The organism is Williamsia muralis (genome assembly GCF_051487485.1).
Lineage (GTDB): Bacteria > Actinomycetota > Actinomycetes > Mycobacteriales > Mycobacteriaceae > Williamsia > Williamsia muralis_B.
Map to the genome: position 1 here is coordinate 224,737 of NZ_JAHVCV010000008.1, position 23,848 is coordinate 248,584.

Here is a 23,848-nt window from a genome sequence, read left to right on the forward strand (position 1 = left end):
GGCGCTAACTTCGACAGATGCGGTCGCAATCGGACAGATCCCAGGTCGAGATGTTCCATGTGATGGACGTGCTGGCAGCGATCGCCAAAAGACGGGCCCGCGGCCTCGACGTCGTCTCGTTGGCCGCCGGTCAGCCTTCGACCCCGGCTCCGGCGCCGGTCCTCGAGGCCACCGCGGCCGCCTTGCATGCCTTTCCACTGGGCTACACCGAGTCGCTCGGCATCGCGCCGCTGCGCGAGGCGATCGCGGCGCATCACCGCGACACCTACGGAGTGGAGGTGAGTGCGGACGACGTCGTGATCACCACGGGCTCATCCGGTGCATTCACCCTGATCTTCCTCGCGGCTTTTGACGCAGGTGACACGGTGGCCATGGCCCGACCGGGCTATCCCGCATATCGGAACACGCTCTCGGCGCTGGGTTGCCAGGTACTCGAACTCGACTGTGGACCCGAAACGCGGTTTCAGCCGACGGTCGACATGCTCGAACAGCTCGATCGGCCGCCGGCCGGATTGATCGTCGCCAGCCCGGCGAACCCCACCGGAACAATCCTCGCGCCCGAGGAACTCGCCGATCTCGCCGCCTGGTGCGACACCCACGGCACGTTGCTCATCTCGGACGAGATCTACCACGGCATCAGTTACGGGCGGCCCACCTCATGCGCATGGGAGACGTCGCGCCAGTCGGTGGTGATGGGTTCGGTGTCGAAATACTTCTGTATGACCGGCTGGCGACTGGGCTGGATGCTGGTGCCCGAACCTCTGCGGCGGCCCGTCGAGCGACTCACGGCGAACATGACCATCTGTCCACCGACCATCAGCCAGCACGCCGCGGTCGCAGCGTTCACCCCCGAGTCACGTGCCGAACTGGACGGGCACGTACGGCGTTACGCGCGAAATCGCGAGCTGTTGGTGGGCGGCCTCGCCGCGCTCGGCATCACCGACGTGGCACCTCCCGACGGCGCGTTCTATGTGTACGCCGATGTCGGTGCGATCACCGACGATTCGCTGGGCTGGTGTGAAGGCGTGCTCGAGCAGACCGGGGTCGCCATGGCGCCGGGTCTGGACTTCGACACCCACAAGGGACACCGAACCGTGCGGATGAGTTTCGCCGGCGCAACCGACGAGATCGAGCGGGCGTTGCAACTCCTCCGTCCGGTGCTCAGCTGAGCGAGCATCACCGAAATCCTTTCCGGAGGTCAGTTTTTTGCCGAAACGATCCCGCCGCCGCGTGCCCTTTGCCACCATGGCGGGGTGAGAGCAGCAGCGACCCCCAAGGGGACGCGCCGAAGGGCGCGATTGATCGCCGCCGCCGGGGAATTGTTTCTGGAAGGCGGTTTTGACGCCGTCCGGCATCGGGCGGTGGCCGACCGGGCGCAGCTTCCGCTTGCCTCCACAACGTATTACTTTGCCTCACTTGAGGATTTGGTTGCCGAGGCAGTGGCGTCCGCCTGTTCGAATGATTGTGATGCGATCATCGAGAGGGGCCGGGGGTTGACTCGGCGTCGCCGCGGGGCAGAGGCGACGGCCGAAGTACTCGCCGATGTCTTCATCGGGGAGGACACGTCGCGAGAGCGTCTGACCTGCCGGTTCGAGTCAATTGTCCTCAGTGCGCGGGTGCCGCGACTGCAACAGGTTCTCATCGACCACCGAAACACGTTGCGTAACACTCACTTCGAGGTTCTCGAGAAGTCGGGCCGCAGCACCGATCCCAGTGGGATCGAACAGTTGATGGCTGTCGAGGACGGTGTGGTGATCGGGGCCCTTGCCGACTCGGTGGAGGACGTGGTCAAGGTGACCCGCACCGCCCTGAGCGAGGTCATCGACCAGCTCGCACCCGTCGCCGCGGTGTGATGCGCCGGTCGTGACCGCCGTGTGCGGGAGCCGTGGCTGACATGTCGCATAATGAGGCGTGTCTGAAACAAAATCGCCGACCGAGAAACCGCGGGTCTCGAACGTGCTGGCCGGTCGCTATGCGTCGGCAGATCTGGTGCGGTTGTGGTCCGCCGATCACAAGATCGTCCTGGAGCGGCAACTCTGGGTCGCAGTCCTCAAAGCGCAGCAGGAACTCGGCGTCGACGTGCCCGATGAGGCGATCGCCGACTACGAACGTGTGCTCGACCAGATCGACCTGGCCTCCATCGCCGACCGTGAACGGGTCACCCGCCACGACGTGAAGGCGCGCATCGAGGAGTTCAACGCCCTCGCCGGCCACGAGCACATCCACAAAGGGATGACCAGCCGCGACCTCACCGAGAACGTCGAGCAATTGCAGATCCTGCGGTCGCTCGAGCACGTCCATGCACACGGTGTCGCCACTGCGGCACGCCTGGCCGACCGGGCCGCCCAGTACTCCACGCTGGTGATGGCCGGTCGCAGCCACAACGTCGCGGCGCAGGCCACCACCCTGGGCAAGCGATTCGCGTCGGCGGCCGACGAACTGCTCATCGCGCTCACCCGCTTGCGCGAGCTGATCGACCGCTACCCGCTCCGCGGGATCAAGGGCCCGATGGGCACCAGCCAAGACATGCTCGACCTCCTCGACGGTGACGTCGACAAACTGTCCCGGCTCGAGTCGAGAGTTGCCGACCACCTCGGGTTCTCGAAGTCGCTGACGTCGGTGGGTCAGGTGTACCCGCGGTCGCTCGACCACGACGTGGTCTCGGCGCTGGTCCAGGTCGCTGCCGGACCCTCGTCGTTGGCTCACACCATCCGCCTGATGGCAGGCCATGAACTGGTCACGGAAGGTTTCCAGGCAGGGCAGGTCGGCAGTTCGGCGATGCCGCACAAGATGAACACCCGCAGCTGCGAGCGGGTGAACGGGCTCGCCGTGGTGCTTCGCGGCTACGGATCGATGGCTGCGGAACTGGCCGGCGCGCAGTGGAACGAGGGCGACGTGTTCTGCTCGGTGGTGCGCCGCGTGGCCTTGCCCGACGCCTTCTTCGCCATCGACGGACTGCTCGAGACGTTCCTGACGGTGCTCGCCGAGTTCGGTGCCTACCCCGCGGTGATCGCAAAGGAACTCGACCGGTACCTGCCGTTCCTGGCGACCACCAAGGTCCTCATCGCCTCGGTTCGTGCAGGCGTCGGTCGCGAGGTCGCGCATGAGGCGATCAAGGAAAATGCCGTCGCCGTGGCCCTCGCCATGCGCGAAGACGGTCGCGATCCCGACCTACTGGACCGTCTGGCCGCCGACGACAGGATCCCGCTCGACCGCGCCGGGCTCGACGCCGCGCTTGCCGACAAATCGGCATTCATCGGCGCAGCAGAGCACCAGGTGGCCGACGTCGTCGCTCAGGTGGGCAAACTCGTCGATCAGTATCCCGACGCCGCCGGCTATGCGCCGGCCCCAATTCTCTGACCGTTTCCCCTGCTGGTCGGGTAGGCCCTCCGACTTCGTCGACTTCCTCCGGTTGCAACCGGAGTTTCTGGCTGAAGTCGGAGGTTTTGGTTTGGCCGGCTGGTTGCGTAGACCCTCCGGTTTCGTGGACTTCCTCCGGTTGCAACCGGAGGTTGTGGCTGGAGTCGGAGGTTTTGGGTTCGGCCCTGGCCGGCTGGTTGGGCAGACCCTCCGGTTTCGTGAACTTCCTCCGGTTGCAACCGGAGCTCCTGGCTGGAGTCGGAGGTTCTGCTGTGGGCCCGCGTTGCCGGCTGTGTAGACCCTCCGACTTCGTCGACTTCCTCCGGTTGCAGCCGGAGTTTCTGACCGGAGTCGGAGTTCATGCGCGCCAATAGGGGCCACAACGGGTTGACAGCCACTCCCAAGTCCGTAGTATTCAACCCACTGGTTCAGAACCAGTTGGTTGAATAAGGGAGAACGACGTGCCGGACGATCAACTCAGTGCCGTGTTCGCGGCACTCGCCGACCCCACGCGACGGGCTCTGCTAGCTCGGCTCGCGGAAGGGGAGGCGACGGTGTCGGCGCTGGCCGAGCCGTTCGACATGAGTTTGGCGGCGGTGTCCAAACACCTCAAGGTCCTGGAACGGGCCGGACTCATCTCGCGGGGCCGCGACGCGCAGTGGCGACCGTGTTCTCTCGAAGCCGAGCCGTTGGCTGCGGCCAGCGACTGGCTGGCCGGCTATCGCCGTTTCTGGGACGGCAGTTTCGACCGTCTCGAACAACACATCAACCGGATCACCGGGTCCGGCCAAGGAAAGGAAACATCATGACAGACACGGCAACTCGCGAGTTCACGATCGTCAGAGAGTTCGCTGCCACTCCCGAGGCGGTATTCAACGCCTGGGTCGACAACGACCAGGCTGCGCAGTGGATGGGCCCCGAGGGTTTCACCATGCCACGTGACCGTATGCATGGCGACGCACGACCGGGCGGCAGCTACGGCGGGGTGATGATCAGCCCCGACGGGGAGGAATTCGCCACTGGTGGTGTCTATCAGGAGGTTTCGGCACCAAGCCGCCTCGTCTTCACCTGGGGCGATCCGACCAACGCCGACAGCGTCTCCGTCTGCACGGTGACCTTCGAAGAAACAACGCCGGGCACCACCGCCATGACCTTCCACCTCCTCGCACCGGGACCGCTGAGTCCGGAAGACGGCGCCCGCGGCGGATGGGACAGCTGCTTCGACAACTTGAGGCGACTGGTGGAAGTCCGGTGACAACCGCGGCGCACATCGACCCGAATATGCTTCCGCAGGGCGACATCGGACTGCTCGAGACGGACGTGGCCCGCGAACTTCTGAGCCTCGCATCGCCTGCTCGGCTCGCGTATGTGGCGGCCGACGGCAGCCCGCGGGTTTTCCCGATGAATCACTGGTGGACGGGTACCGAATTGGTCATGGCCACGTTCGCCGGGGCCGCAAAAGTCTCGGCGCTTCGTCGACGACCGGCAGTGGCGATCACCATCGACACGGTGTCGGAAACGCCGCATGTCCTACTGATGCGAGGCAATGCGGTAATCACCGACATCGACGGCATCGTGCCCGAATACGAGCTCGTCATGCGACGGGACATGCCACCGGCACAAGCCGATACCTACTTCGACGGGTTGCGTGCCGATGGCGCCACGATGCATCGGATCGGCGTGGTTCCGACGTGGGTGGGTGTACTCGATTTCGAGACGCGTTTCCCAGGTGCGGCCCCGACCGCGATGAGGGCTCCGGGTTGAGGTTGTCGGATCGCCAACGCGCGCTCTAGTGGCCGGCGTTCAAAGCCGGTGGGCCTATCTCGAAACAACTTCTGCGCACGATCTGAAGAGACTTCGTTGCCGGAGGTTCCTAGCAGGGGTGGGAAACCTATATTCGACGACGCGCTCAGGCGACGTCGAGTACTACTCGGCCGCAGTATCGGCGTGCCCGAGATTCCAATCCGGCACCGCGATGTCGCGCACGAGTTTTTTCAGAGTGACGACGTCCGGAAAGCCGTTGTCACGCTTGCGCTCCCACACCAGCTGTCCGTCGACCTCGATGGTGAACACACCGCCGGTACCTGGCACCAGGGTCACTGACCCCAGTTCGGTACCGAAGGTGTTCAGCAACTCCGTTGCCATCCACGACGCCCGAAGTACCCAGTTGCACTGAGTGCAGTAAGTGATGGTGATCGATGCAGCCGATGTGCTCACCGGTTCATTGTGGCAGTCTTCGCAGTCGGCGGATATTCGTGCCGACATCGGTAGCGAAGACCACATGACTGCGGACGGGACAACGACGTGACGGTAGTAGGCCTCATATTCACCGCGATTGCGGCACTCATCCACGTGTACATCTTTGTGCTCGAATCGCTGCGGTGGACGACACCGGCAACCCGCAAGACCTTCGGAACCACAGCCGAGGAAGCCGAAGCGACCAGGGAGATGGCCTTCAATCAAGGGTTCTACAACCTGTTCCTGGCGATCGTCACCGCTGTCGGAATCGTGCTGACCCTTCTCGATCACACCGATGCCGGAGCGGCGCTGGTGTTCGCCGGCGCTGGGTCGATGGTTGCCGCGGGTCTCGTTCTATTGATCTCGTCGCCCGAGAAGGGGCGTTCGGCGCTGATCCAGCTGACGCCGCCGGCAATCGGCGTCGCGGCTCTCGCTGCCGGCCTGGTGTTCTAGCGCCACCCGCCCTGGACGTCGAATGGCGTGCCGCCCCGACTAGCCTGAAAACCATGCGTCCGAGCCTGGAGTCCTACGAACATCTCGCGGCCGGAAAGGTACGTGACCTCTATTCGATCGACGAGCAGACGATGCTGATGGTGGCATCCGACCGCATCTCGGCCTTCGACCACATCTTGCCGACGCCCATCCCTGACAAGGGCCGGGTTCTCACCGCGATGAGCGTCTACTACTTCGGTGCACTGGGTGTTCCCAACCACCTGGCGGGCGATCCGACCGACAATCGTATCCCCGCCGACCTGGTGGGCCGAGCGCTTGTGGTGAAGAAGCTCGACATGCTTCCCGTCGAGTGTGTCGCGCGCGGGTACCTGACCGGATCCGGCCTCCTCGACTACATCGCCACCGGCTCGGTCTGCGGTATCGCTCTCCCGGAGGGGCTCGAGGAGTCGAGTAGACTTCCCGAGCCGATCTTCACCCCTGCGACCAAGGCAGACATCGGCCAGCACGACGAGAACGTCAGCTTCGACGCAGTGGTGGCCACCGTCGGTGAAACGCTCGCGCAAAAGCTCAGAGACCTCACCCTCGACATCTACTCGCGGGGATCTGAACTGGCGGCAGAGCGTGGAATCATCCTGGCCGACACCAAGTTCGAGTTCGGCCTCGACGAGGAAGGCACTGTTGTCCTCGCCGACGAGGTCTTGACGCCGGACAGTTCGCGGTACTGGGACGCGGCGAACTACCGGGCCGGCATGGTGCAGCCCAGTTTCGACAAACAAATCGTCCGCAACTGGCTGACCGGCCCCGACTCCGGGTGGGACCGCGATGCAGACAATCCGCCACCGCCGTTGCCGGACGACGTCGCGCAACGTACCCGTGACCGCTACATCGAAGCCTACGAACGTATTTCAGGTCTGTCATTTGATGACTGGCCGAAGGGAGAGCAGTGACCGACACCTCGCAGGACGCAGCAGCAGGAGCGCCGCCCGTCGCGAAGAAGATCCCGTTCGAGCGCAAACACCACGGAGACACCGTGATCGACCACTACGAGTGGTTGCGCGACAAAGAGGATCCCGAGGTCATCGCGTTCCTCGAACAACAGAACGAGTACACCGCCGCGCACACCGCCGACCTCGCAGATCTCCGCGCGGACATCTACAACGAGATCAAGGGCCGCACCCAGGAAACCGACATGTCGGTGCCGACGCGACGTGGTCAGTACTGGTATTACGCACGTACCGAAGAGGGCAAGCAGTACGCACTCAGGGCGCGGTGCCCGATCGCCGGCCCCGACGACTGGACGCCGCCGACGGTTGAGCCCGGTCAGAGTGTGCCGGGGGAGGAGATCCTTCTCGACTCGAACGTCGAGGCCGAGGGCACCGACTTCTTCAGTCTCGGTGCGCTCTCGGTGAGCGAAGACGGCAATCTTCTGGCGTACAGCGTCGACACAGCTGGTGACGAGCGATACACCATGCGGTTCAAGGATCTTCGCACCGGCGAGCTGCTCGCCGACGAGATCCGTGACACCGCGCCGGGCGCGCTGTGGTCGCTCGATGGCAACCATGTCTTCTATCAGACCGTCGATGAGGCATGGCGGCCCGACACCGTCTGGCGCCACGACCTCGGTGCAGGTACGCCCGACGTCAAGGTGTTTCACGAGCCCGACGAGCAGTACTGGGTGGGTATCGGTGGAACCCGCAGTGACAAGTACTTGATGATCACGCTCGGTTCGAAGATCACCACCGAGGTCCGGATCCTTGACGCTGCTGACCCGACCGGCGAGTTCACCGTGGTGTGGCCCCGTGAAGAGGGAGTCGAGTACGGCGTGGAGCATGCCGTGATCGACGGACGGGATCGTTTCCTAATCCTGCACAACAAGAATGCCGAGAACTTCGAGCTGCTCGATGCGCCCGTCACCGATCCCACCGACACCCAGGTGCTGGTCCCGCACGACCCGGAGGTCCGGATCGAGGATGTCGACGCCTTCGCCGGTCAGCTGGTACTGAGCTATCGGCGAGAAGCGTTGCCGCGGTTGTCCATCGCGCAGCTCAACGGAAGCGGCACACCGGAGTTCGTCGAGGTCTCGTTCGATGAGGAGCTCTACTCGGCCGGACTCGGCGGCAACCCCGAGTGGGCGGCGCCGCGACTGCGCATCGGGTACACGAGTTTCATCAACCCAACAGAGGTGTTCGATCTCGACGTCGCGACCGGCGAACGGACGCTGCTCAAACGTCAGCAGGTACTCGGCGACTTCGACCCGGCCGAGTATGAGCAGTACCGGGACTGGGCCACGGCCGGCGACGGCACCAAGATCCCACTCTCGGTGATCCGGCGCCGTGAACACGCCGACGGGCCCGCGCCCACGTTGTTGTACGGGTACGGCTCCTACGAATCGAGCAACGACCCAGGGTTCTCGATCTCACGGTTGTCGCTGCTCGACCGCGGCGTCGTGTTTGTCATCGCCCACATTCGCGGTGGCGGTGAGATGGGCCGGCATTGGTACGAGACAGGTAAGACCCTCACCAAGAAGAACACCTTCACCGATTTTGTTGCTGCTGCAGAACATCTGATCGAGACCGGTGTCACCACCCCGATGCAGTTGGTCGGTGAGGGCGGCAGCGCCGGTGGCCTTCTGATCGGTGCGGTCGCGAACCTGGCGCCCGAGCTGTTCAACGGCATACTCGCGGTGGTCCCGTTCGTGGATCCGCTGACGTCCATCCTCGATCCGTCGTTGCCGCTCACCGTCATCGAGTGGGACGAGTGGGGAAACCCGTTGGCAGACAAGACGGTCTACGAGTACATGAAGTCGTACTCTCCGTATGAGAACGTCGACGCCAAGTCGTACCCGCAGATCCTGGCGGTCACCTCGCTCAACGACACCCGCGTCCTCTACACCGAGGCGGCGAAATGGGTTGCCCGGCTGCAGGACAGCACAACCGGAGATGCGCCGATTCTATTGAAGACCGAGATGAAGGCCGGACACGGTGGTGTCAGTGGCCGTTACAAGCAGTGGGAAGAAGTCGCCTTCGAGTACGCGTGGGTACTGCGTCAGACAGGCGCCGTCTGAGAACTGGACTACACAAAACGGCGCGACCCGGCTGGTGCCGGGTCGCGCCGCTTGTTTGATCTGAACTGCTTGCCTTACCTGAACTGCCTGTCTGGGCCGAACCGTGCGGTCCGGTGGTCAGTGCATGATCACCGGGGTCTTGGCCTCGGTGTCGGCATCAACCGCGTCGTGGACTATCCGCTTGCGCGGCAAGAAGAACGCGGGGATCAGCGTCAGCACGATCAGCCCGACCGAGACGATGAACGTGTCACCGAAGGCTCCGGCAATGTCGCCGCCGCTCTCGACAGCACCCTTGACGTTGTTGGCCAAGATCACCGAGATGACCGCGGTACCCACCGACCCTGCCGCCTGCTGCACAACGTTCATGAGAGTCGAACCGTCGGGAACCTGAGCCGGATTGAGTGTCGCCAGCGCGGCGGACATGATGGGCATCATTGTCATACCCATGCCGAGGCCCTGGACGAACAGAGCCGCGCCGAGGAGCCAGTACGAGGTGTCGGCGCCGATGAAGATGAAGACGCCGAGTCCGATCGCGATCAGGACGATGCCCGGGATCACCATCTTGCCGGGGCCGTGTTTGTCGGTCAGCCGACCTGCCATCGGCATGGTGAGCATCGCCCCGATGCCCTGGGGTGCGATGAGCAGCCCGGTCAAGAGCGTGGTCTCGCCGCGAACGCCGATGTAGTACTGCGGGAACAGCAACATCGCACCGAAGAACGCGATCATGAACAGCGACATGGTCACCACCGACCACGACAACTTGCTGTTGGTGAACAGCCGCAGGTCCAGCAGAGGGTTACGGGCACGCAGGGCATGCACGATGAACCCGGCAACCAGGATCGCTCCGATCACGGCCGGTATCAGCACCTTTGCGGTCATGAAGGTGCCCTCTTCGGTACTCGAGGAGATGCCGTAGAGGAACAGCGCCAGGCCGGGGGACAACAGCAGCAGTCCGATGAAGTCGAACGTCGGCCGCGACGTCTCGTTGTCCTTGGGCAGGATCCAGTAGGAGTACGCGAAGGCGAGTGCACCGATCGGCACGTTGATCAGGAAGATCCAATGCCAGCTGGCGTATTCGATCAGGGCGCCACCGATGATCGGCCCGAGGATGGGGCCGAGGAGCATTGGGATGCCGAGCACTGCCATCACCGAACCAACCCGAGCCGGGCCCGCAGCCTTGGTCAGGATCATCATTCCGACCGGCATCAGCATGCCGCCGCCGAAACCTTGCAGCACCCGGAAGATGACCAGGGTGCCGATGCTCCAGGCCAGCGCACACAGCACCGAGCCCAGGACGAACAGCACCAGCGACGTGAGATAGACCTTCTTGGTGCCGAAACGTGCGGCGGCCCAGCTCGACAGCGGGATGACCGCGGCCAGGGCGAGCGTGTAACCGGTCATCGTCCACGCCGAACCGGCCTGGTCGGTGCTGAACTCATCCTGGAATGTGTTCTGCGCCACGGACACAACCGTGGTGTCGAGAATCGACATGATCGCGCCGAGCACGACCACGGCAGCGATTTTGATCACTGCCGGATCGAGCTTGTCGCTCGCACTCGACGTTGTTGACGGTGAGGTCATGGGGTCACTTTCTCGATCGTGTTCGAATGTCTATCGGGCGGCGGCCGAAGTGGTGGCCGCCAAACCCTGTGTGGCAGAACCAGTGCGGACGTTGTCGGAGCACATCGGCGTGCTCAGATAGTCGCCGGCGAGGATGGGGAGCAGAGCACTGTTGAGATCAGCGCGCATGTGGCTCGGGAGTTTTGCGATCACATCACGCACCGAGTCTTCTCGGCGCCGGATGCTCAGCGCAACTGCTTTTTCGCCACCTTCGGCAAGCGAGATCCTCTTGATCCGGCGGTCGTGCTCGTCTTCGCGTCTCGACACCATCGAGAGCCCGACGAGCTTGTCGACGGCACGCCCGGCGGCAGCGAGAGACAGGTGGAGCTCGTCTGCCAACTCGTTGACCGACAGCGCATTACCGTGCCGGTTGAGGATCAGCAGAGCCTTGTAGTGGGTGAAACCCAAGTCTGTCTCGATGAGGTCGTCCATCGCGTCGGCGTCGAGCGCGCAGGACAATCGGGTAAGGAACTCGTGCACCGTTCGAAAGGTCTCTTCGACCTCGCCTGATTGTGACACTGGCTAACGGTAACGCCGACGCAACTATTGACACCAGCGCAACCAACTGTGTTTTCGGTTACATGGGCTGGGCCCGACTGTCGCCACCTGACGGCAGCATCGTCGTAGCCTGTGTGAATGACCACCGATATCAAGAACATTCCCCTGCGCACACTGTCCGGCGACTCGACCACTCTCGGAGAGTTCGGCGGCCCCGTTCTCGTGGTGAACGTTGCCAGCAAGTGTGGTCTGACGCCGCAGTACGCCGGCCTCGAGAAGTTGGCCGAGGATTACCGCGATCGCGGCCTGACCGTGGTGGGTGTGCCCTGCAACCAGTTCATGGGGCAGGAGCCCGGTACCCCCGAGGAGATCGCCACGTTCTGCTCGACGACCTACGGTGTGACGTTCCCGCTCCTGGAGAAGACCGACGTCAACGGCGACGACCGCCACCCGCTGTACTCCGAACTCACCAAGGCGTCAGATGCTGATGGCGAAGCCGGTGACATCCAGTGGAACTTCGAGAAGTTCCTGCTCAGCGCGGACGGAGAGGTCGTAGGACGGTTCCGCCCGCGTACCGAGCCGGAGGCGACCGAAGTGGTCGAGGCCATCGAGCGAGCGCTCGCATAGCGGTCCCGGGCGTGTGCTGGGGCGGTCGCGGATTTTGCGTGTTGTCCACCTGAGGGCAACCGGCTGACCACCTGTGCCCGCAATACTGGGCACCGTGGCAGGACAACTGATCGTCTCGGTTTCCGGTATCCGTGACACCACCCTCGCGCAGGTCCAGGCCTTCGCCGATGAGGTGGCCACGCGTGACGTGCCGCTGTCGTTCCTCGCCGCGCCTCGCCTCAAGGGCGGCTACCGCCTGGCCGAGGACGCCGAAACCTGCGCGTGGTTGCGGGAACGGCGCAGCGGCGACGACGCGATTGTCCTGCACGGGTACAACCAGGTACCCAGCCGCCGCCGGCGAGCCGAGTTCGCCGAACTCGGAGCACACGAGGCCGGTCTACGACTGCTCGCCGCCGACCGAATGCTCGAGCAGATCGGGCTACGCACCCGGATCTTCGCCGCGCCCCGGTGGAATGCATCGCCGGGCGCCCGCTCTGCCCTGGCCGGTCGCGGATTCCGTACCAACCTGGGCTTCACCAGCATCGAAGATGTGATGACCGGGGCGTCGACCAAGGCGCGAGTCCTCGGAATCGGCGACGGCTTCTCGGCCGAGTCATGGTGGTGCCGGCTCCTCGTCCGCAACACCGTCCGGGTGGCGCGCCGCGGCGGAGTGGTCCGGCTCTCGGTGGCCGCCAAACACCTCGGCGAGCCGGTGACGGGCAAAGCCGTTTTCGACTGCATCGACCTCGCCTTGCTCCACGGCGCGCAGCCGGTGACGTACCGCAACCTCACGTCCACCGCGCTGCGACGAGCTGCCTGAGGCAGGAAGTCGACGCCGAGAGTCCCGGGCCAGTTCGAGCCCACAACCTCCGGGGCCGGTCCATCAAGCCATTGCCGGTAGAGTGACGGCTGAAAACCGCAGCTGAAGAGGAGCGCCCAAGTGGCTCGAGTGGTAGTTGACGTGATGCCCAAAGCCGAGATCCTGGATCCGCAGGGTCAGGCGATCAGCGGCGCGCTGGGTCGATTGGGGTTCGACGGCATCGCCGACGTGCGCCAGGGCAAGCGTTTCGAACTGGAAGTGGACGACTCGGTGGATGACGAAGCGCTCGACCGCATCGCGGCAGAGTTGCTGGCCAACACCGTCATCGAGGACTACTCGGTGACCCGGGTGCAGGAGGCCGCATCGTGACGGCACGCGTGGGGGTCATCACGTTCCCGGGGTCGCTCGACGACATCGATGCCGCACGCGCGGTGCGCCTGGCCGGTGGCGAGCCGGTGGAACTGTGGCACGGCGACGGCGACCTGCAGGGTGTGGACGCCGTTGTGGTTCCCGGTGGCTTCTCCTACGGCGACTACCTGCGCGCCGGTGCGATCGCCAGATTTGCTCCCGTGATGGGTGCGCTGGTCGAGGCCGCAGGCAAGGGAATGCCAATTCTCGGAATCTGCAACGGCTTTCAGGTGCTGTGCGAAGCCGGGCTGTTGCCCGGGGCACTCACCCGTAACAACGGACTGCACTTCCTGTGTCGCGACCAGTGGCTGAAGGTCGAGTCGACCGCTTCGTCGTGGAGCAGCCGTTTCGAGCCGGGCGCAGAAATCCTCATCCCGCTCAAATCGGGTGAAGGCCGTTTTGTCGCGTCCGAGGCAGTGCTCGACGAACTCGAGGGTGAAGGCCGCGTGGTGTTCCGTTACGCCGGCGACAACCCGAACGGCTCGATGCGCGACATCGCCGGGATCGCCAGCGCCAACGGGCGCGTGGTGGGCTTGATGCCGCATCCCGAACACGCCACCGAAGCGCTGACCGGACCGAGTGACGACGGCCTCGGGTTGTTCTACTCCGCTCTCGACGCAGTGCTCACCACGGCCTGAGCACAACCATGGTGACCACCTCGGCCGACGCGGCCGGACTGGGTAGGTTCGTCGACGCATCGCCGTCGCCGTTCCACGTGTGCGAATCGGTGGCCAAGGCGCTCGAGGCGGCGGGCTTTCGCGAGCTGAGCGAAGAGCATCAGTGGCCGAGTAAACCCGGGCGGCACTACGTGATGCGCGGGGGCTCGATCGTCGCCTGGGACAGCAGTGGACCGGGACGCAGTTTCCGGATCGTCGGGGGTCATACCGACAGTCCCAACCTCCGGGTGAAGCAGAACCCCGGTCTCCGCTCGGCAGGCCTGTCGATGGTGGGTTTGGAGAAATACGGTGGCGCACTGCTCAATTCGTGGCTCGACCGCGATCTGGGCATATCCGGTCGGCTGGCGATCCGGGACTCGAAAGGGCTTCGTCGCCAACTGATCAAGATCGACGAACCTGTTCTGCGTGTGCCGCAGCTCGCGATACATCTCTCCGAGGACCGGGCCGGTGTGACGCTCGATCCGCAGCGGCATGTCAACGCCATCTGGTCGGTGGGTGAGAGCGGCCCCGGTTTCATGGAATGGATTGCCGCACAGGCAGAGGTGAGCGTGGATCAGCTCCTCGGTTGGGAGTTGATGACCCACGACCTGGCGCCGAGCCGAGTGGTCGGAGTCAATGACGACCTGCTGAGCGCACCCCGGCTGGACAACCAGGGAACCTGCTACGCCGGCACCCGCGCGCTCGTCGATGTTGTCGAAGGCGGGGTGGGGCAGTACATCCCCGTGCTCGCACTGTTCGACCACGAAGAGGTCGGCAGTGGTTCGGATCGGGGCGCCGCGTCGGAATTGCTCCCCACGGTGCTCGAGCGAATCGTGTTGGCGGGCGGAGGTTCTCGTGAGGACTATCTACGCTCGATGTCGATGAGTGCGTGCGCCTCCGGTGATATGGCCCATGCCACCCACCCCAATTACCCCGAGCGCCACGAACCGGCACATCAGATCTCCATCAACGGAGGACCGGTGCTGAAGGTCAACCAGAACCTGCGCTACGCCAGCGATGCCGAAGGCGAAGCGCTGTTCGCGGTGGCAGCGGAGCAGGCCGGCGTGCCACTGCAACGCTATGTCCATCGTGCGGATCTGCCGTGCGGGTCGACCATCGGCCCGATCACCGCCACCCGAACCGGTTTGACCACCGTTGATGTCGGTGCCCCGCAGCTCGCGATGCACAGCGCCCGCGAGCTGATGGGAACGGCCGACGTGGGAATGTACTCGGCCGCACTGGCTGCGTTCCTGAACCCCTGACGGCCCAGAACCTCCGACTTCGGCCAGATCCTCCGGTTGCAGTCGGAGGATGAGGTCGAAGTCGGAGGGTCTGTGACCGGCGAGGTCAGTACTGCGCCAACCAGAACGGGCTGCCCTGGTCGTCGAGGCATTCGGCGGAGATGGCGTAGGACTGCCGTGTGGGGCCTTCGATGACCATGCCGCCGGCCGCGCGAACTCGTTCGACGGCGGTGTCGATGTCATCGACCACCCACATCGGCACCGACAGCGAATGGTCCTGTCCACCGGCGATGCCCGTCATCGGGTGGCCGTCCACCACTTCCCAACCGTCGTCCATCCTGCCACCGGTGAAACTCCAGCCCAGCACCCGACCGTAGAAGTCGCGCCACCGAGAACTGTCCGAGGTGTAGTGGGTCATGTACGTCAGTTCGCCATGATCCGTACCGTTCACCGGAGGACGCGGATCGTTGCCGTTCGGCCGGTACACGGCAAAGGCGACCCCCTGGTTGTCGACGGCGTCGAGCAGTTCGCCGAAGGGGAGCTGTTGCACCTCGCCGGTGGAACCGCCGGCGGCGGCGATGTCTGCCCGGGCCTTGTCCAGGTCGTCAACGGCGTACGCGCACAGCATCGTCGGATTACCGGGAACGGAGAAGATGCCCAACCGTTGCGCGAGGTTCGTGACCTGACCGGTCTCCGAGTCGAACTCCCAGCCAAGGACCGCATTGTAGAAACGGGCGGCCCGGTCGACGTCGGTGGTCCACAGCGAGCAGTAACCGAGATCGCCGCGTTGGATCCCCTCCACCGGGTTCCCTTCCGGGACAGGGGGCATGGATGGTCCCGTCAGCATCCAGCGGTGACCGAACGGGTCGATGATCGATCCGGTCCGCGATCCGTAGCCTTCGTACGGTTCGCTCTGCACGGTTGCGCCACCGTCGGCTGCTCTGCGTACCGCGAGATCGGTGTCGGTCACCGGCAACATCAGCGAGACCGAGACAGATTGTGGCGCAGGGGCCTTGAGGCCGAGCTCCGCGAACTCGCCGGCAAGGTAGATGACCCCGCCGCCGATCAGGAGTTCGGCGTGGCCGATCTTCCCGTCGTCCATCACAATCGGCTCGCCACGCAATTGCGCACCGAGGTGCTCGGTGTACCACTCGATGGCTGCGCCGGGGTCTGCGACGGTGAGGTAGGGCAACGCGCCGGGACGCTCGACAACAGAGGGCGTTGCAGGACTGCGAGTTTCGGCGACACCGATTGACTCGGCGGCATCTACGGGTTCGGGCAAGACATCTGTGGACATGGTCACTCCTTCGGGTAGGTCCAGTCCCCGTTCGAGCCGCGTTCGCAGCCGACGCGCGAAGGCGGGGTCGGGCGCGACCGGGACATCGTCTGCGGCCAGTGCGGTGAACGGGTCGAGGTCTGGGTTCATGACCGGCCTCCTCTCGGTCGCAGCGACGTGGGACTGGGATCGTTGGTGTCGGGATAGGCCGTGCGGAAGGCCCGCTTGGCCCGGGTGAGCAGCGCCTCGGTGGCCGCGACGGTGCGGCCCAACAGCTCCGCGCATTGACCGACCGTGCAGTCGTCGACGTACCGCAGGGTCAGCACTGCCCGGTGCGTGGTGGACAACTGGGCGAGGGTGTACTCGGCCACCAACCGGTCCAGATGAACGTCCCAATCGTCATCGGCGGGGTCGTCTCGCACCTCGTCGACGGGTGTCGGGGTGCGCTGCATGCGACGCCAGTGGTCTGCCAGTTTGTGTCTGGCGATGCCGATGAGCCATGGGATGGACGGTTCGGGAGCGTCCACACGACGTGCACTGTCCATCGCGGCCAGAAATGTCTCCGAGGTGAGATCTTCGGCCACGCTGGTGTCACGTGTTCGCCGCAGCAGGTACCCGTACACGGCAGGCAGCGCCTCGTCGTACAGGTCGAGCAGAGTCCGCCCGGCCGACGGTGGTCCACCGTCCGCCCGATTCGACGTGCTCCCCGCTGTGCCGCTCACATCCTCATAGTCGTCCCGGCGGGGCGTTATCCGACGGCCTCTGACGAAACTTTTTTACGACGGCGCCAGGAGCGAGAGGGTGGTGCCCTCCTCGAGGACCAGATATCCGTCGACGATGGCGGCTTGACCACCGACGATCGACCGCTGCCAGGCAACGGATCCGTCACCGATGTTGAACGCTGTGAGCTCGCCCGCGTTGCCGAACACGGCGGTGTCCTCGCCCTGTCCGACGCAGTTGAGGTAGTCGATGTTGGTACCGGGTTGTCCCGGCTCGGGGCGCGGGACCTCGCCCACCTTCTCTCCGGTCCGCAGGTCGAGGATCGACCGACTCCCGTCCTTGCGGGCGAAAGCGACCACGGAGCCGCACGGCCGCGAGGCCACCTTCGACAGCTCGGGATCGGTGACCTGCCACAGCTTGTCTTTCTGCGCGGGGTCGAAGACCGAGTAGGCGCCCTGGGTCTGCATGACCTGTCCCGGGCCGGACCCGGTGGTCACAGCGAGGACTGCCGGTCCCGACACCAGCTGTTGTCCCTCGTTCACGGAGGTGCGGGTTCCGCCACGCGTATAGAACTCGACGCGAGGGGATCCGGCATCGGTGAACTGCAGGGCCACACCGGTGGGATAGATGCGCAGATCGCACGATGCGCAACCGAACTTGTCGGCCCCTGTCGCCGGATCGATGACGTGTTTGGAACCGTCCGACGCGCTGATCACCACAAGCTCGCCATCGACCTCGGTCTTCGCTGCCGCCGCAAATGAACGGGCCCAGAGCTGTGTGCCGTCGGGCTTGTTACGGGTGACCTGATAGCCGGACCCGTTGACCCGCAGGAAGTCCGGCCCCACACCCGTCACCGACTGAGTGTCGTTGTCGGGCGAGACATCCCGCAGTTGGCCGGTTGTCAGGTCTGCGAGATAGAACCCGTCTGGCTGGTCCGCCAGATTCAGGGCGCACCCCACTTCGCCGCTGCCGTTGATCGCGCAAGAACCGAGCCCGGCGTCGATCGGCGTATCCCACAACTGTTCACCGGTGCGGTGATCGATTGCCGAATAGGTGTTGCCGAGCCCCGATGGATAGGCCACCAACCAGACGTCACCGAAAGTGCCCACCACTTCCGGGGTGTCGCCCTCCCCGTAGGTCTGCATGCTGGTGAGGTCGAGGCTCCACCGCTCTTCTGGTGTGGTCGGGTACGGACGGAGCTGGCCGTTGCCGTACGCCGTGGCGTCAGCGGTCGGGCTGACCGAGAACACCAGACCGACGGACACAACCATCGCGACGGACAGCAGGAACACAACGGATCCGATTCCGGGCATGGATCGGCGTTTGGGCATGTCGTCCATCCAATCACGACACCCATACCGACCAGGGTGAACATCGGCCCACGACACACCCCTTAACCTGGACACATGCCCAACAATGCGCTCGGTCGCCTCCTGGGCGACGCGATGACCGTGCCGCTACGCGTGGGTGGCATGCTCCGGGGCCGTGCGCAACCCAAGGCCGGCGCTTTGAACGGGCTCGCGGGCGTGCCGAATCCCGCCGCGGCCGCCACTGCGCAGGAACGCAAGGTCGCCTACAACTTCTTCTCCGGTATCCCGTACGAACTCCGTAATCCGGGCGGTCACCTTCCCGGTGCGAACGACTGGGACAAACCGCTGAGCCAGGACCATCCGAATCCGGTGGTCCTGGTCCACGGAACCGGCGGTGGGGCGCAGACCAATTGGGGTACCTATGTGCCGCTGTTGCTCAACGAGGGTTTCTCCGTGTTCTCGCTGACCTACGGCGCGATCAAAGGTGTGCCGTGGCCGCTGTCGGCAATCGGCGGGATGGCGAGGATGGAGGACAGCGCGGTCGAGTTCGGGGAGTTCGTGGACAAGATCCTCGATGCCACCGGCGCCGACAAGGTCGATATCGTCGGACATTCACAGGGGACGCTGATGCCCAGCTACTGGGCGAAGTTCCTCGGCGGACACCAGAAGATTCGCAAGTACGTGTCCATCGCGCCGTTGTGGCAGGGGACGTCCGCCTTCCAAGGTGTGCTGCAACGAATCAATCTGCCGCTCGGTCTGGATCCGACAAAGGTCCTGCCCTGTTATTCGGCGCCGCAGATGATGGCAGGGTCGGATTTCATCTCGAAGATCAGCGCTGACGGCGGACCCTATCTACCCGGTATCGACTACATCAACATCTCCACGAAGTACGACGAGTTCGTGGTGCCGTACAGCAGCGGCCAGCTTCCCGGCGGTGAAGACAGGTCGGTCACGAACATCGTTGTGCAAGAGAATTGTTCACATGATTACAGCGATCACCTTGCGATCTGCGGTTCGCAGCGGGCGGCGCTGTACGTCCTCGATTCGCTCGACGATCAAAGGGACGCCCGAGACGTTCCGTGTATGTTCGTGCCCCCCTTCTTCGGATCCTGACAGACACCGGAGTCGATCACCCGGCAAGCGATCTGCGGTAGTCGCGCGGGCTCATTCCCCGAACGCGTTTGAACGCGGCACTCAGCGCAAAAGCACTGCCGTATCCCACCTCTCGGGCAACCGCCTCGAGAGTGTGATCGCCCGACGCCAATAGATCGGCCGCCATGGACAGTCGCCACGTCGTCAGGTAAGTCATCGGTGGTTCCCCGACGAGGTCGTTGAACCGCCGTGCGAGTGCCGCGCGAGATACAGCGCATCGGCGGGCCAGGTCGGACACCGTCCAGGGATGCTCTGGATTGTGGTGGATCAAGGAGAGCGCTTGGCCCACCACTGGATCCGATTCCGCCGCAATCCACGTCGGCCCCGCCGATTCGGGCCTCGAGAACCAGGCTCGTAGGGTGTCGATGAGCAGGAGGTCGAGCAGGCGGTCCAGCATCACTTCCTGGCCCGGTGCTCGCCGCGTCATCTCGGCCGCGAGAAGTGACGTCAGCGCAGCGTTACCCTGCACCGTGATCAACCGGGGGAGTGCGGAAAGCAGTCGAGCCGAGACCTCACCCGTCGCGCCGTAAGAGCCCACGAGGGACACCGAATCGCCGGCCGCGTCATTGCCCCAGGTGCGAACACCGAGATTCATCTCGTCGACCAGATCGGAACCGTCGGCGCGGACGCATCGCTGGCCGGGTTGGATGAACGCCGCCGGCGGTGCCCCCACGTCGCCGTAGACGTACGGGTCGGGGCCGCGGAGCACCGCGACATCGCCCGGGTACATCGACGTGATCTCGCCGTCGTCGAAGCGCACCGCGGCGGTACCGCTGACCGCCACCACCACGGTCACGGGCGCTTCGTCTTCGATTCGCACCGACCACGGCGGTGACATCACCACCCGCAACAGAAAGGCACCGGCGGCGCGAGGACCGTTGAGCACACTTCCGAGCGCATCCATTGGACGATTACACATGAAAGCGAGCGTTCAGGCTATGGAAAGGCTCAAGGTCGAGGAATGTACTCAGACGTATGACAACCACAACGCACACCCGTCGTCCAGTTCTCATCATCGGCGCCACCGGCAAGACCGGTCGTCGTGTCGCCCACCGCCTCGCCGGCCTCGGGGTACCGACCCGACTGGCGAGCCGCTCCAGCGCGACCAGATTCGACTGGACCGACCGCACGACCTGGAGGCCGGCACTCGACGGCGCCGGTGCCGTGTACGTCACCTACCAGCCTGACCTCATCGTCGAACGTTCCGCCGATGATCTCAGGGCGTTTGCCGAGGCCGCACGAGACGCCAACGTGGACAAGCTGGTCCTGCTGTCGGGCCGTGGAGAGCCCGAGGCACGCGTATGCGAAGAGATCGTGCTGCACTCGGGCATGGCGTCAACGGTGTTGCGCTGCAGCTGGTTCGCGCAGAACTTCTCCGAATCATTTCTGGCGGACGGGGTGCGTGAAGGAGCGGTGGTGCTGCCTGTGGACGCAGTGGGGGAGCCGTTCATCGATGCCGACGACATTGCCGACGCCGCGGTGACGGTGCTGACGAGGTCAGGTCACGACGGGAGGGTGTACGAGTTGACCGGTCCCAGGCTCCTGACATTCGCCGAGGCCACTGCCCAGATCGCGGCGGCGGTGAATCGCGAGATCGATTATGTGACAGTGTCTTTGGAAGACTACGGCGCGGCAATGGCAGAAGCTGGTGTGCCCGACGACTACGCCGACATGGTCATCTCGTTGTTCGGGACCCTCTTCGATGGGAGAAATTCAAACACCACTGACGGGGTGCGTGAACTGCTGGGCCGTGCACCCACGGATTTTGCCGACTTCACCGAGAAGTCGGTTGCCGAGGGCGCCTGGTTCGACGGAGCTCAGGCATGACTGCGTTACGCGAGTCACTCCTCATCGCAGCGGTCCTGGCCGTCGGTCTGATCGCAGGACTGTTCTGCGCCTTCGCTTATGCGGTGATGCCAGGACTGGCTCAGACAGACGATCAGGTCTTCGTCTCCTCGATGCAACGCATCAACGTGGTGATCGTCAATCCTCTGTTCTTGCTCCTCTTCTTCGGCGGTCTGGCGTTCACCGCCGCGGCAGCAGTGTTCTACCGCGGCCAGCCGATCTTCTGGTGGATCGTCGCCGGGGCGGTGACCTACGTGGTCGGGTTGCTGATCACCATCGTGTTCAACATCCCCCTGAACAACGACTTGGCCGCCATCGGCGGGACGTCGAACGTCGCCGATCCGGCAGCAGCCAGAGCGGGCTTCGAAAATGCTTGGGTGCGATGGAATCTCATTCGCGCAGTCGTGCATACGGTGGCGTTCGCCGTTCTCCTCGCCGGCTTGGTCACCAGGTGAGACTTCCGCCCGCTTGTTGTCCCGCCGTCGCGGATCACGACTCCGGCCGTGGATCAGGTGGGGGCCTCGGACGCGGAAGGTGCACCGACCTGGTCCAGGTAGCCCGCGCCCCAATCGTTGAGTGCGCGGACCATCGGTGCCAGGGTCTCGCCGAGAGGGGTCAGCGAGTATTCGACCTTGGGGGGTACCTGGGAGTACACGGTGCGCAGCACGATGCCGTCGGCTTCCAACTCGCGAAGTTGCCGGGCGAGCACGCGAGGGGTGACGGTGCCGACGGCCCTTCCCAATTCGCCGAATCGGAGGGTGCCCTCAGTCAGGTGCTTGACGATGGTCATCTTCCACGACCCGCCCAGAACGGCAACGGCCACTTCGACGGGGCAGACCTCCGCTGCCTTCCTGATCGCTTCACGCATGACACTATCCATTCAGTCGCTATGGACAAGATTGTGCGTACTGTTCGCTGCGCACCTTTGGCTGCACACTAGGTCCGTGGCAGAGAACAACGCAACCAAAGTCCTGTGGGTCTACGGACATCCCGAGTCCGACTCGCTGAATCATCAGCTGATGGAAACCGCGTCCCGGAACCTGCGCGGCCGTGCGGAGGTCACCGTGGTCGACCTGCACGAACTCGGCTGGAATCCGGTTTTGGATTCATCGGAGCTGTCCGGGACCGTTGGCCCGGCGCCCGAAGTGGTTGCGCAGCAGCACCTCCTGCGCGAGTGCGATCTGCTCATCATCCAGTTCCCACTCTGGTGGCATGGGATGCCCGCCATCGTCAAGGGCTGGTTCGACCGCGTTTTCTCCCGCGGTTTCGCGTACGGGATCAAACACCCCGAGACCGGTCGAACGTTGAAGTACGGCGACGGAGGCCTGGCCGGGCGCAGAGCGCTCACGATCGTCACCGCCGGTGATCGGCAATCGTCCTTCGACCCTCGAGGGATCAATGGCGACGTCGAATTACTGTTGTTTCCGTTGCTTCACGGAACTCTCTGGTACTCAGGCATATCCGCGTTGAGGCCTCACCTCATCGCCGGAACGGACGTCCCCGGCTGGACTGGCGCCGACGACGAGTGCCGGCGGTTGTTCGACCGACTCGACACCGTCTTCGACGAGGAGCCGATTCGCTACCGGGCGTTGGACTCTGGTGACTACCGCCCCGACAGGACGCTGGCACCCGAGCATGCGTGCGAGTCGGACGGACTCGCCATGCACATCCGTGCCGATTGAGTCCGTCGACACGAAGGCTTAGCTGGACGATTGCGCCGATGCCGAGATCTTCTCCACCGCACGCACAACTGCATCGGGTTCATCAAGGGATACGAACGCTCTGGCGTCCTGCACCTCGGTGAACGTCGCGTTCGGGAACTGCGCGGCGAGTCGCCGTCCGAGCGCTGGTTTGAAGCACTTGTCCTTCATTCCCCACACGACCGACACCGGCTTGTCGAAGGTGCCGAGGCGGCGCGTCACCTGGTCGAGTTCGGCAGGCTTGATCGTGCGCGCCAACGCAGCCAGATCGGCGCGCACCGCGTCGGATTCACGCGCCGGCGTCAGCCATGACCTGGTCAGTTCCGGGTCGGGGCGGGTCGCAAGGAGCCCGAATCCGATGGCGGAGTGCCGTATCGCAGTCGCCGAGAGTGCAACGGCGAAAGGTTTGAGGATCGGCTTGAACCTGCCGAGGGCAAAAAGCGCATTGAACGGGAACGGCGGGAACGTGTCGAAGGCATCGCAATTGGTCAGTACGAGCCTGCCGACGAACTCCGGATGTGCATCGATCGCGAACTGGCACAGCGCTCCACCGGTGTCGTTGCCGACGAGGGTGACGTCGTCGAGATGGAGGGCGGCAGCGAAGTCCCGGATCATCGTTGCGAGTCCGCGCGGGGACAGGTCGGCAGTGGGGCCGGCAGGTATCCGTTGAGAGCCCAGCGGCAGTGTCGGCAGGATGCAGCGGTATCCCCGCGCCGCGAGCGAATCGGCGACCGAATCCCAGAGGCGCCCGTCGACCAGCGCCCCATGAACGAACAGCACCGGCGGGTGGGATGAATCCACTGGACCGACGGCCCGGTATTCGAGTGTGCCGTGATTCAGCTCGATGGTCTCCATGGCGGTACCCTTCTGTTGCTATTTAC

General features: G+C 64.4%; 27 protein-coding genes. 18 read left to right on the forward strand and 9 right to left on the reverse strand.

The window, feature by feature from the left end; all coding sequences use genetic code 11:
• The first annotated feature begins 17 nt into the window (after positions 1-17).
• The 6 genes from KXR83_RS21475 to KXR83_RS21500 all read left to right on the forward strand — a co-directional run bounded on the left by KXR83_RS21475 (position 18) and on the right by KXR83_RS21500 (position 5,124).
• Complete coding sequence (locus KXR83_RS21475) at positions 18-1,169, forward strand: pyridoxal phosphate-dependent aminotransferase (protein ID WP_437426566.1); 1,152 nt, start codon at positions 18-20, stop codon at positions 1,167-1,169.
• An 84-nt stretch (positions 1,170-1,253) separates the two neighbouring features.
• Complete coding sequence (locus KXR83_RS21480; protein ID WP_437426567.1) at positions 1,254-1,853, forward strand: TetR/AcrR family transcriptional regulator; 600 nt, start codon at positions 1,254-1,256, stop codon at positions 1,851-1,853.
• Positions 1,854-1,911: 58 nt separating this feature from the next.
• Positions 1,912-3,360: an adenylosuccinate lyase gene (gene purB, locus KXR83_RS21485; protein WP_437426568.1), complete on the forward strand. Its 1,449-nt coding sequence runs from the start codon at positions 1,912-1,914 to the stop codon at positions 3,358-3,360.
• A gap of 461 nt (positions 3,361-3,821) precedes the next feature.
• Positions 3,822-4,169, forward strand: a complete 348-nt coding sequence (locus tag KXR83_RS21490) for an ArsR/SmtB family transcription factor (RefSeq protein WP_437426569.1) — start codon at positions 3,822-3,824, stop codon at positions 4,167-4,169.
• A complete protein-coding gene (locus KXR83_RS21495; RefSeq protein WP_437426570.1) occupies positions 4,166-4,615 on the forward strand; it encodes an SRPBCC family protein in 450 nt (149 codons plus the stop codon). The genes KXR83_RS21490 and KXR83_RS21495 overlap by 4 nt, the downstream gene beginning before the upstream one ends.
• On the forward strand, positions 4,612-5,124 hold the full coding sequence (locus KXR83_RS21500) for a pyridoxamine 5'-phosphate oxidase family protein (RefSeq protein ID WP_437426571.1): 513 nt from the start codon (positions 4,612-4,614) through the stop codon (positions 5,122-5,124). Before KXR83_RS21495 ends, KXR83_RS21500 begins: the two co-directional genes overlap by 4 nt.
• A gap of 162 nt (positions 5,125-5,286) precedes the next feature.
• Here the strand turns inward: KXR83_RS21500 and KXR83_RS21505 are convergent, their stop codons facing one another.
• Positions 5,287-5,577, reverse strand: a complete 291-nt coding sequence (locus tag KXR83_RS21505) for a SelT/SelW/SelH family protein (protein ID WP_437426572.1) — start codon at positions 5,575-5,577, stop codon at positions 5,287-5,289.
• Positions 5,578-5,664: 87 nt separating this feature from the next.
• On the opposite strand from KXR83_RS21505, the gene KXR83_RS21510 reads away from it, so the two are divergent.
• From KXR83_RS21510 to KXR83_RS21520, 3 genes are read left to right on the forward strand one after another with little or no spacing between them, the layout of a single operon-like run.
• Positions 5,665-6,051, forward strand: a complete 387-nt coding sequence (locus tag KXR83_RS21510) for a DUF1304 domain-containing protein (RefSeq protein WP_437426573.1) — start codon at positions 5,665-5,667, stop codon at positions 6,049-6,051.
• A gap of 53 nt (positions 6,052-6,104) precedes the next feature.
• Positions 6,105-6,998 carry a phosphoribosylaminoimidazolesuccinocarboxamide synthase gene (locus KXR83_RS21515; RefSeq protein ID WP_437426574.1) on the forward strand — a complete coding sequence of 298 codons (894 nt, stop codon included), beginning with the start codon at positions 6,105-6,107 and terminating at the stop codon, positions 6,996-6,998.
• A complete protein-coding gene (locus tag KXR83_RS21520) occupies positions 6,995-9,115 on the forward strand; it encodes a S9 family peptidase (RefSeq protein ID WP_437426575.1) in 2,121 nt (706 codons plus the stop codon). Before KXR83_RS21515 ends, KXR83_RS21520 begins: the two co-directional genes overlap by 4 nt.
• 117 nt (positions 9,116-9,232) lie before the next feature.
• On the opposite strand, the gene KXR83_RS21525 is transcribed toward KXR83_RS21520, so the two are convergent.
• Both KXR83_RS21525 and KXR83_RS21530 read right to left on the reverse strand, forming a co-directional pair.
• A complete protein-coding gene (locus KXR83_RS21525; RefSeq protein ID WP_437426576.1) occupies positions 9,233-10,696 on the reverse strand; it encodes a DHA2 family efflux MFS transporter permease subunit in 1,464 nt (487 codons plus the stop codon).
• 30 nt (positions 10,697-10,726) lie between these two features.
• Entirely contained in the window at positions 10,727-11,254 is a 528-nt protein-coding gene (locus KXR83_RS21530; RefSeq protein ID WP_437426577.1) for a MarR family winged helix-turn-helix transcriptional regulator, read from the reverse strand.
• 117 nt (positions 11,255-11,371) lie between these two features.
• On the opposite strand from KXR83_RS21530, the gene KXR83_RS21535 reads away from it, so the two are divergent.
• The 5 genes from KXR83_RS21535 to KXR83_RS21555 all read left to right on the forward strand — a co-directional run bounded on the left by KXR83_RS21535 (position 11,372) and on the right by KXR83_RS21555 (position 14,985).
• Positions 11,372-11,860: a glutathione peroxidase gene (locus KXR83_RS21535; RefSeq protein WP_437426578.1), complete on the forward strand. Its 489-nt coding sequence runs from the start codon at positions 11,372-11,374 to the stop codon at positions 11,858-11,860.
• A gap of 94 nt (positions 11,861-11,954) precedes the next feature.
• On the forward strand, positions 11,955-12,659 hold the full coding sequence (locus tag KXR83_RS21540) for a DUF2334 domain-containing protein (RefSeq protein WP_437426579.1): 705 nt from the start codon (positions 11,955-11,957) through the stop codon (positions 12,657-12,659).
• Between the two features lie 120 nt (positions 12,660-12,779).
• Entirely contained in the window at positions 12,780-13,028 is a 249-nt protein-coding gene (purS, locus tag KXR83_RS21545; protein WP_030173357.1) for a phosphoribosylformylglycinamidine synthase subunit PurS, read from the forward strand.
• On the forward strand, positions 13,025-13,705 hold the full coding sequence (gene purQ / locus KXR83_RS21550) for a phosphoribosylformylglycinamidine synthase subunit PurQ (protein WP_030173355.1): 681 nt from the start codon (positions 13,025-13,027) through the stop codon (positions 13,703-13,705). Before purS ends, purQ begins: the two co-directional genes overlap by 4 nt.
• A gap of 8 nt (positions 13,706-13,713) precedes the next feature.
• On the forward strand, positions 13,714-14,985 hold the full coding sequence (locus KXR83_RS21555; protein ID WP_437426580.1) for a M18 family aminopeptidase: 1,272 nt from the start codon (positions 13,714-13,716) through the stop codon (positions 14,983-14,985).
• Between the two features lie 85 nt (positions 14,986-15,070).
• On the opposite strand, the gene KXR83_RS21560 is transcribed toward KXR83_RS21555, so the two are convergent.
• From KXR83_RS21560 to KXR83_RS21570, 3 genes are all read right to left on the reverse strand, one after another.
• The gene (locus tag KXR83_RS21560; RefSeq protein WP_437426581.1) at positions 15,071-16,390 is read right to left on the reverse strand and encodes a VOC family protein; all 1,320 of its coding nucleotides are present in this window, start codon (positions 16,388-16,390) and stop codon (positions 15,071-15,073) included.
• Positions 16,387-16,896 (reverse strand): RNA polymerase sigma factor, encoded by a 510-nt coding sequence (locus KXR83_RS21565; RefSeq protein ID WP_437426614.1) that lies wholly within the window; start codon positions 16,894-16,896, stop codon positions 16,387-16,389. Before KXR83_RS21565 ends, KXR83_RS21560 begins: the two co-directional genes overlap by 4 nt.
• 120 nt (positions 16,897-17,016) lie before the next feature.
• Complete coding sequence (locus tag KXR83_RS21570) at positions 17,017-18,300, reverse strand: outer membrane protein assembly factor BamB family protein (RefSeq protein WP_437426582.1); 1,284 nt, start codon at positions 18,298-18,300, stop codon at positions 17,017-17,019.
• Positions 18,301-18,366: 66 nt separating this feature from the next.
• Between KXR83_RS21570 and KXR83_RS21575 the strand changes: the two genes are divergently transcribed.
• Positions 18,367-19,383 (forward strand): esterase/lipase family protein, encoded by a 1,017-nt coding sequence (locus KXR83_RS21575; protein WP_437426583.1) that lies wholly within the window; start codon positions 18,367-18,369, stop codon positions 19,381-19,383.
• A gap of 16 nt (positions 19,384-19,399) precedes the next feature.
• Here the strand turns inward: KXR83_RS21575 and KXR83_RS21580 are convergent, their stop codons facing one another.
• Positions 19,400-20,326 carry an AraC family transcriptional regulator gene (locus tag KXR83_RS21580; protein ID WP_437426615.1) on the reverse strand — a complete coding sequence of 309 codons (927 nt, stop codon included), beginning with the start codon at positions 20,324-20,326 and terminating at the stop codon, positions 19,400-19,402.
• A gap of 71 nt (positions 20,327-20,397) precedes the next feature.
• On the opposite strand from KXR83_RS21580, the gene KXR83_RS21585 reads away from it, so the two are divergent.
• Both KXR83_RS21585 and KXR83_RS21590 read left to right on the forward strand, forming a co-directional pair.
• Positions 20,398-21,249 (forward strand): NmrA family transcriptional regulator, encoded by an 852-nt coding sequence (locus KXR83_RS21585; RefSeq protein ID WP_437426584.1) that lies wholly within the window; start codon positions 20,398-20,400, stop codon positions 21,247-21,249.
• Complete coding sequence (locus tag KXR83_RS21590; RefSeq protein ID WP_437426585.1) at positions 21,246-21,722, forward strand: anthrone oxygenase family protein; 477 nt, start codon at positions 21,246-21,248, stop codon at positions 21,720-21,722. Before KXR83_RS21585 ends, KXR83_RS21590 begins: the two co-directional genes overlap by 4 nt.
• Before the next feature lie 53 nt (positions 21,723-21,775).
• Here the strand turns inward: KXR83_RS21590 and KXR83_RS21595 are convergent, their stop codons facing one another.
• A complete protein-coding gene (locus KXR83_RS21595; protein ID WP_437426586.1) occupies positions 21,776-22,135 on the reverse strand; it encodes a winged helix-turn-helix transcriptional regulator in 360 nt (119 codons plus the stop codon).
• 76 nt (positions 22,136-22,211) lie between these two features.
• Here KXR83_RS21595 and KXR83_RS21600 point away from each other — a divergent pair, with 76 nt between their 5' ends.
• Positions 22,212-22,949 carry an NAD(P)H-dependent oxidoreductase gene (locus tag KXR83_RS21600; RefSeq protein ID WP_437426587.1) on the forward strand — a complete coding sequence of 246 codons (738 nt, stop codon included), beginning with the start codon at positions 22,212-22,214 and terminating at the stop codon, positions 22,947-22,949.
• Between the two features lie 18 nt (positions 22,950-22,967).
• Here the strand turns inward: KXR83_RS21600 and KXR83_RS21605 are convergent, their stop codons facing one another.
• A complete protein-coding gene (locus KXR83_RS21605) occupies positions 22,968-23,822 on the reverse strand; it encodes an alpha/beta fold hydrolase (protein ID WP_437426588.1) in 855 nt (284 codons plus the stop codon).
• Positions 23,823-23,848 lie beyond the last annotated feature (26 nt).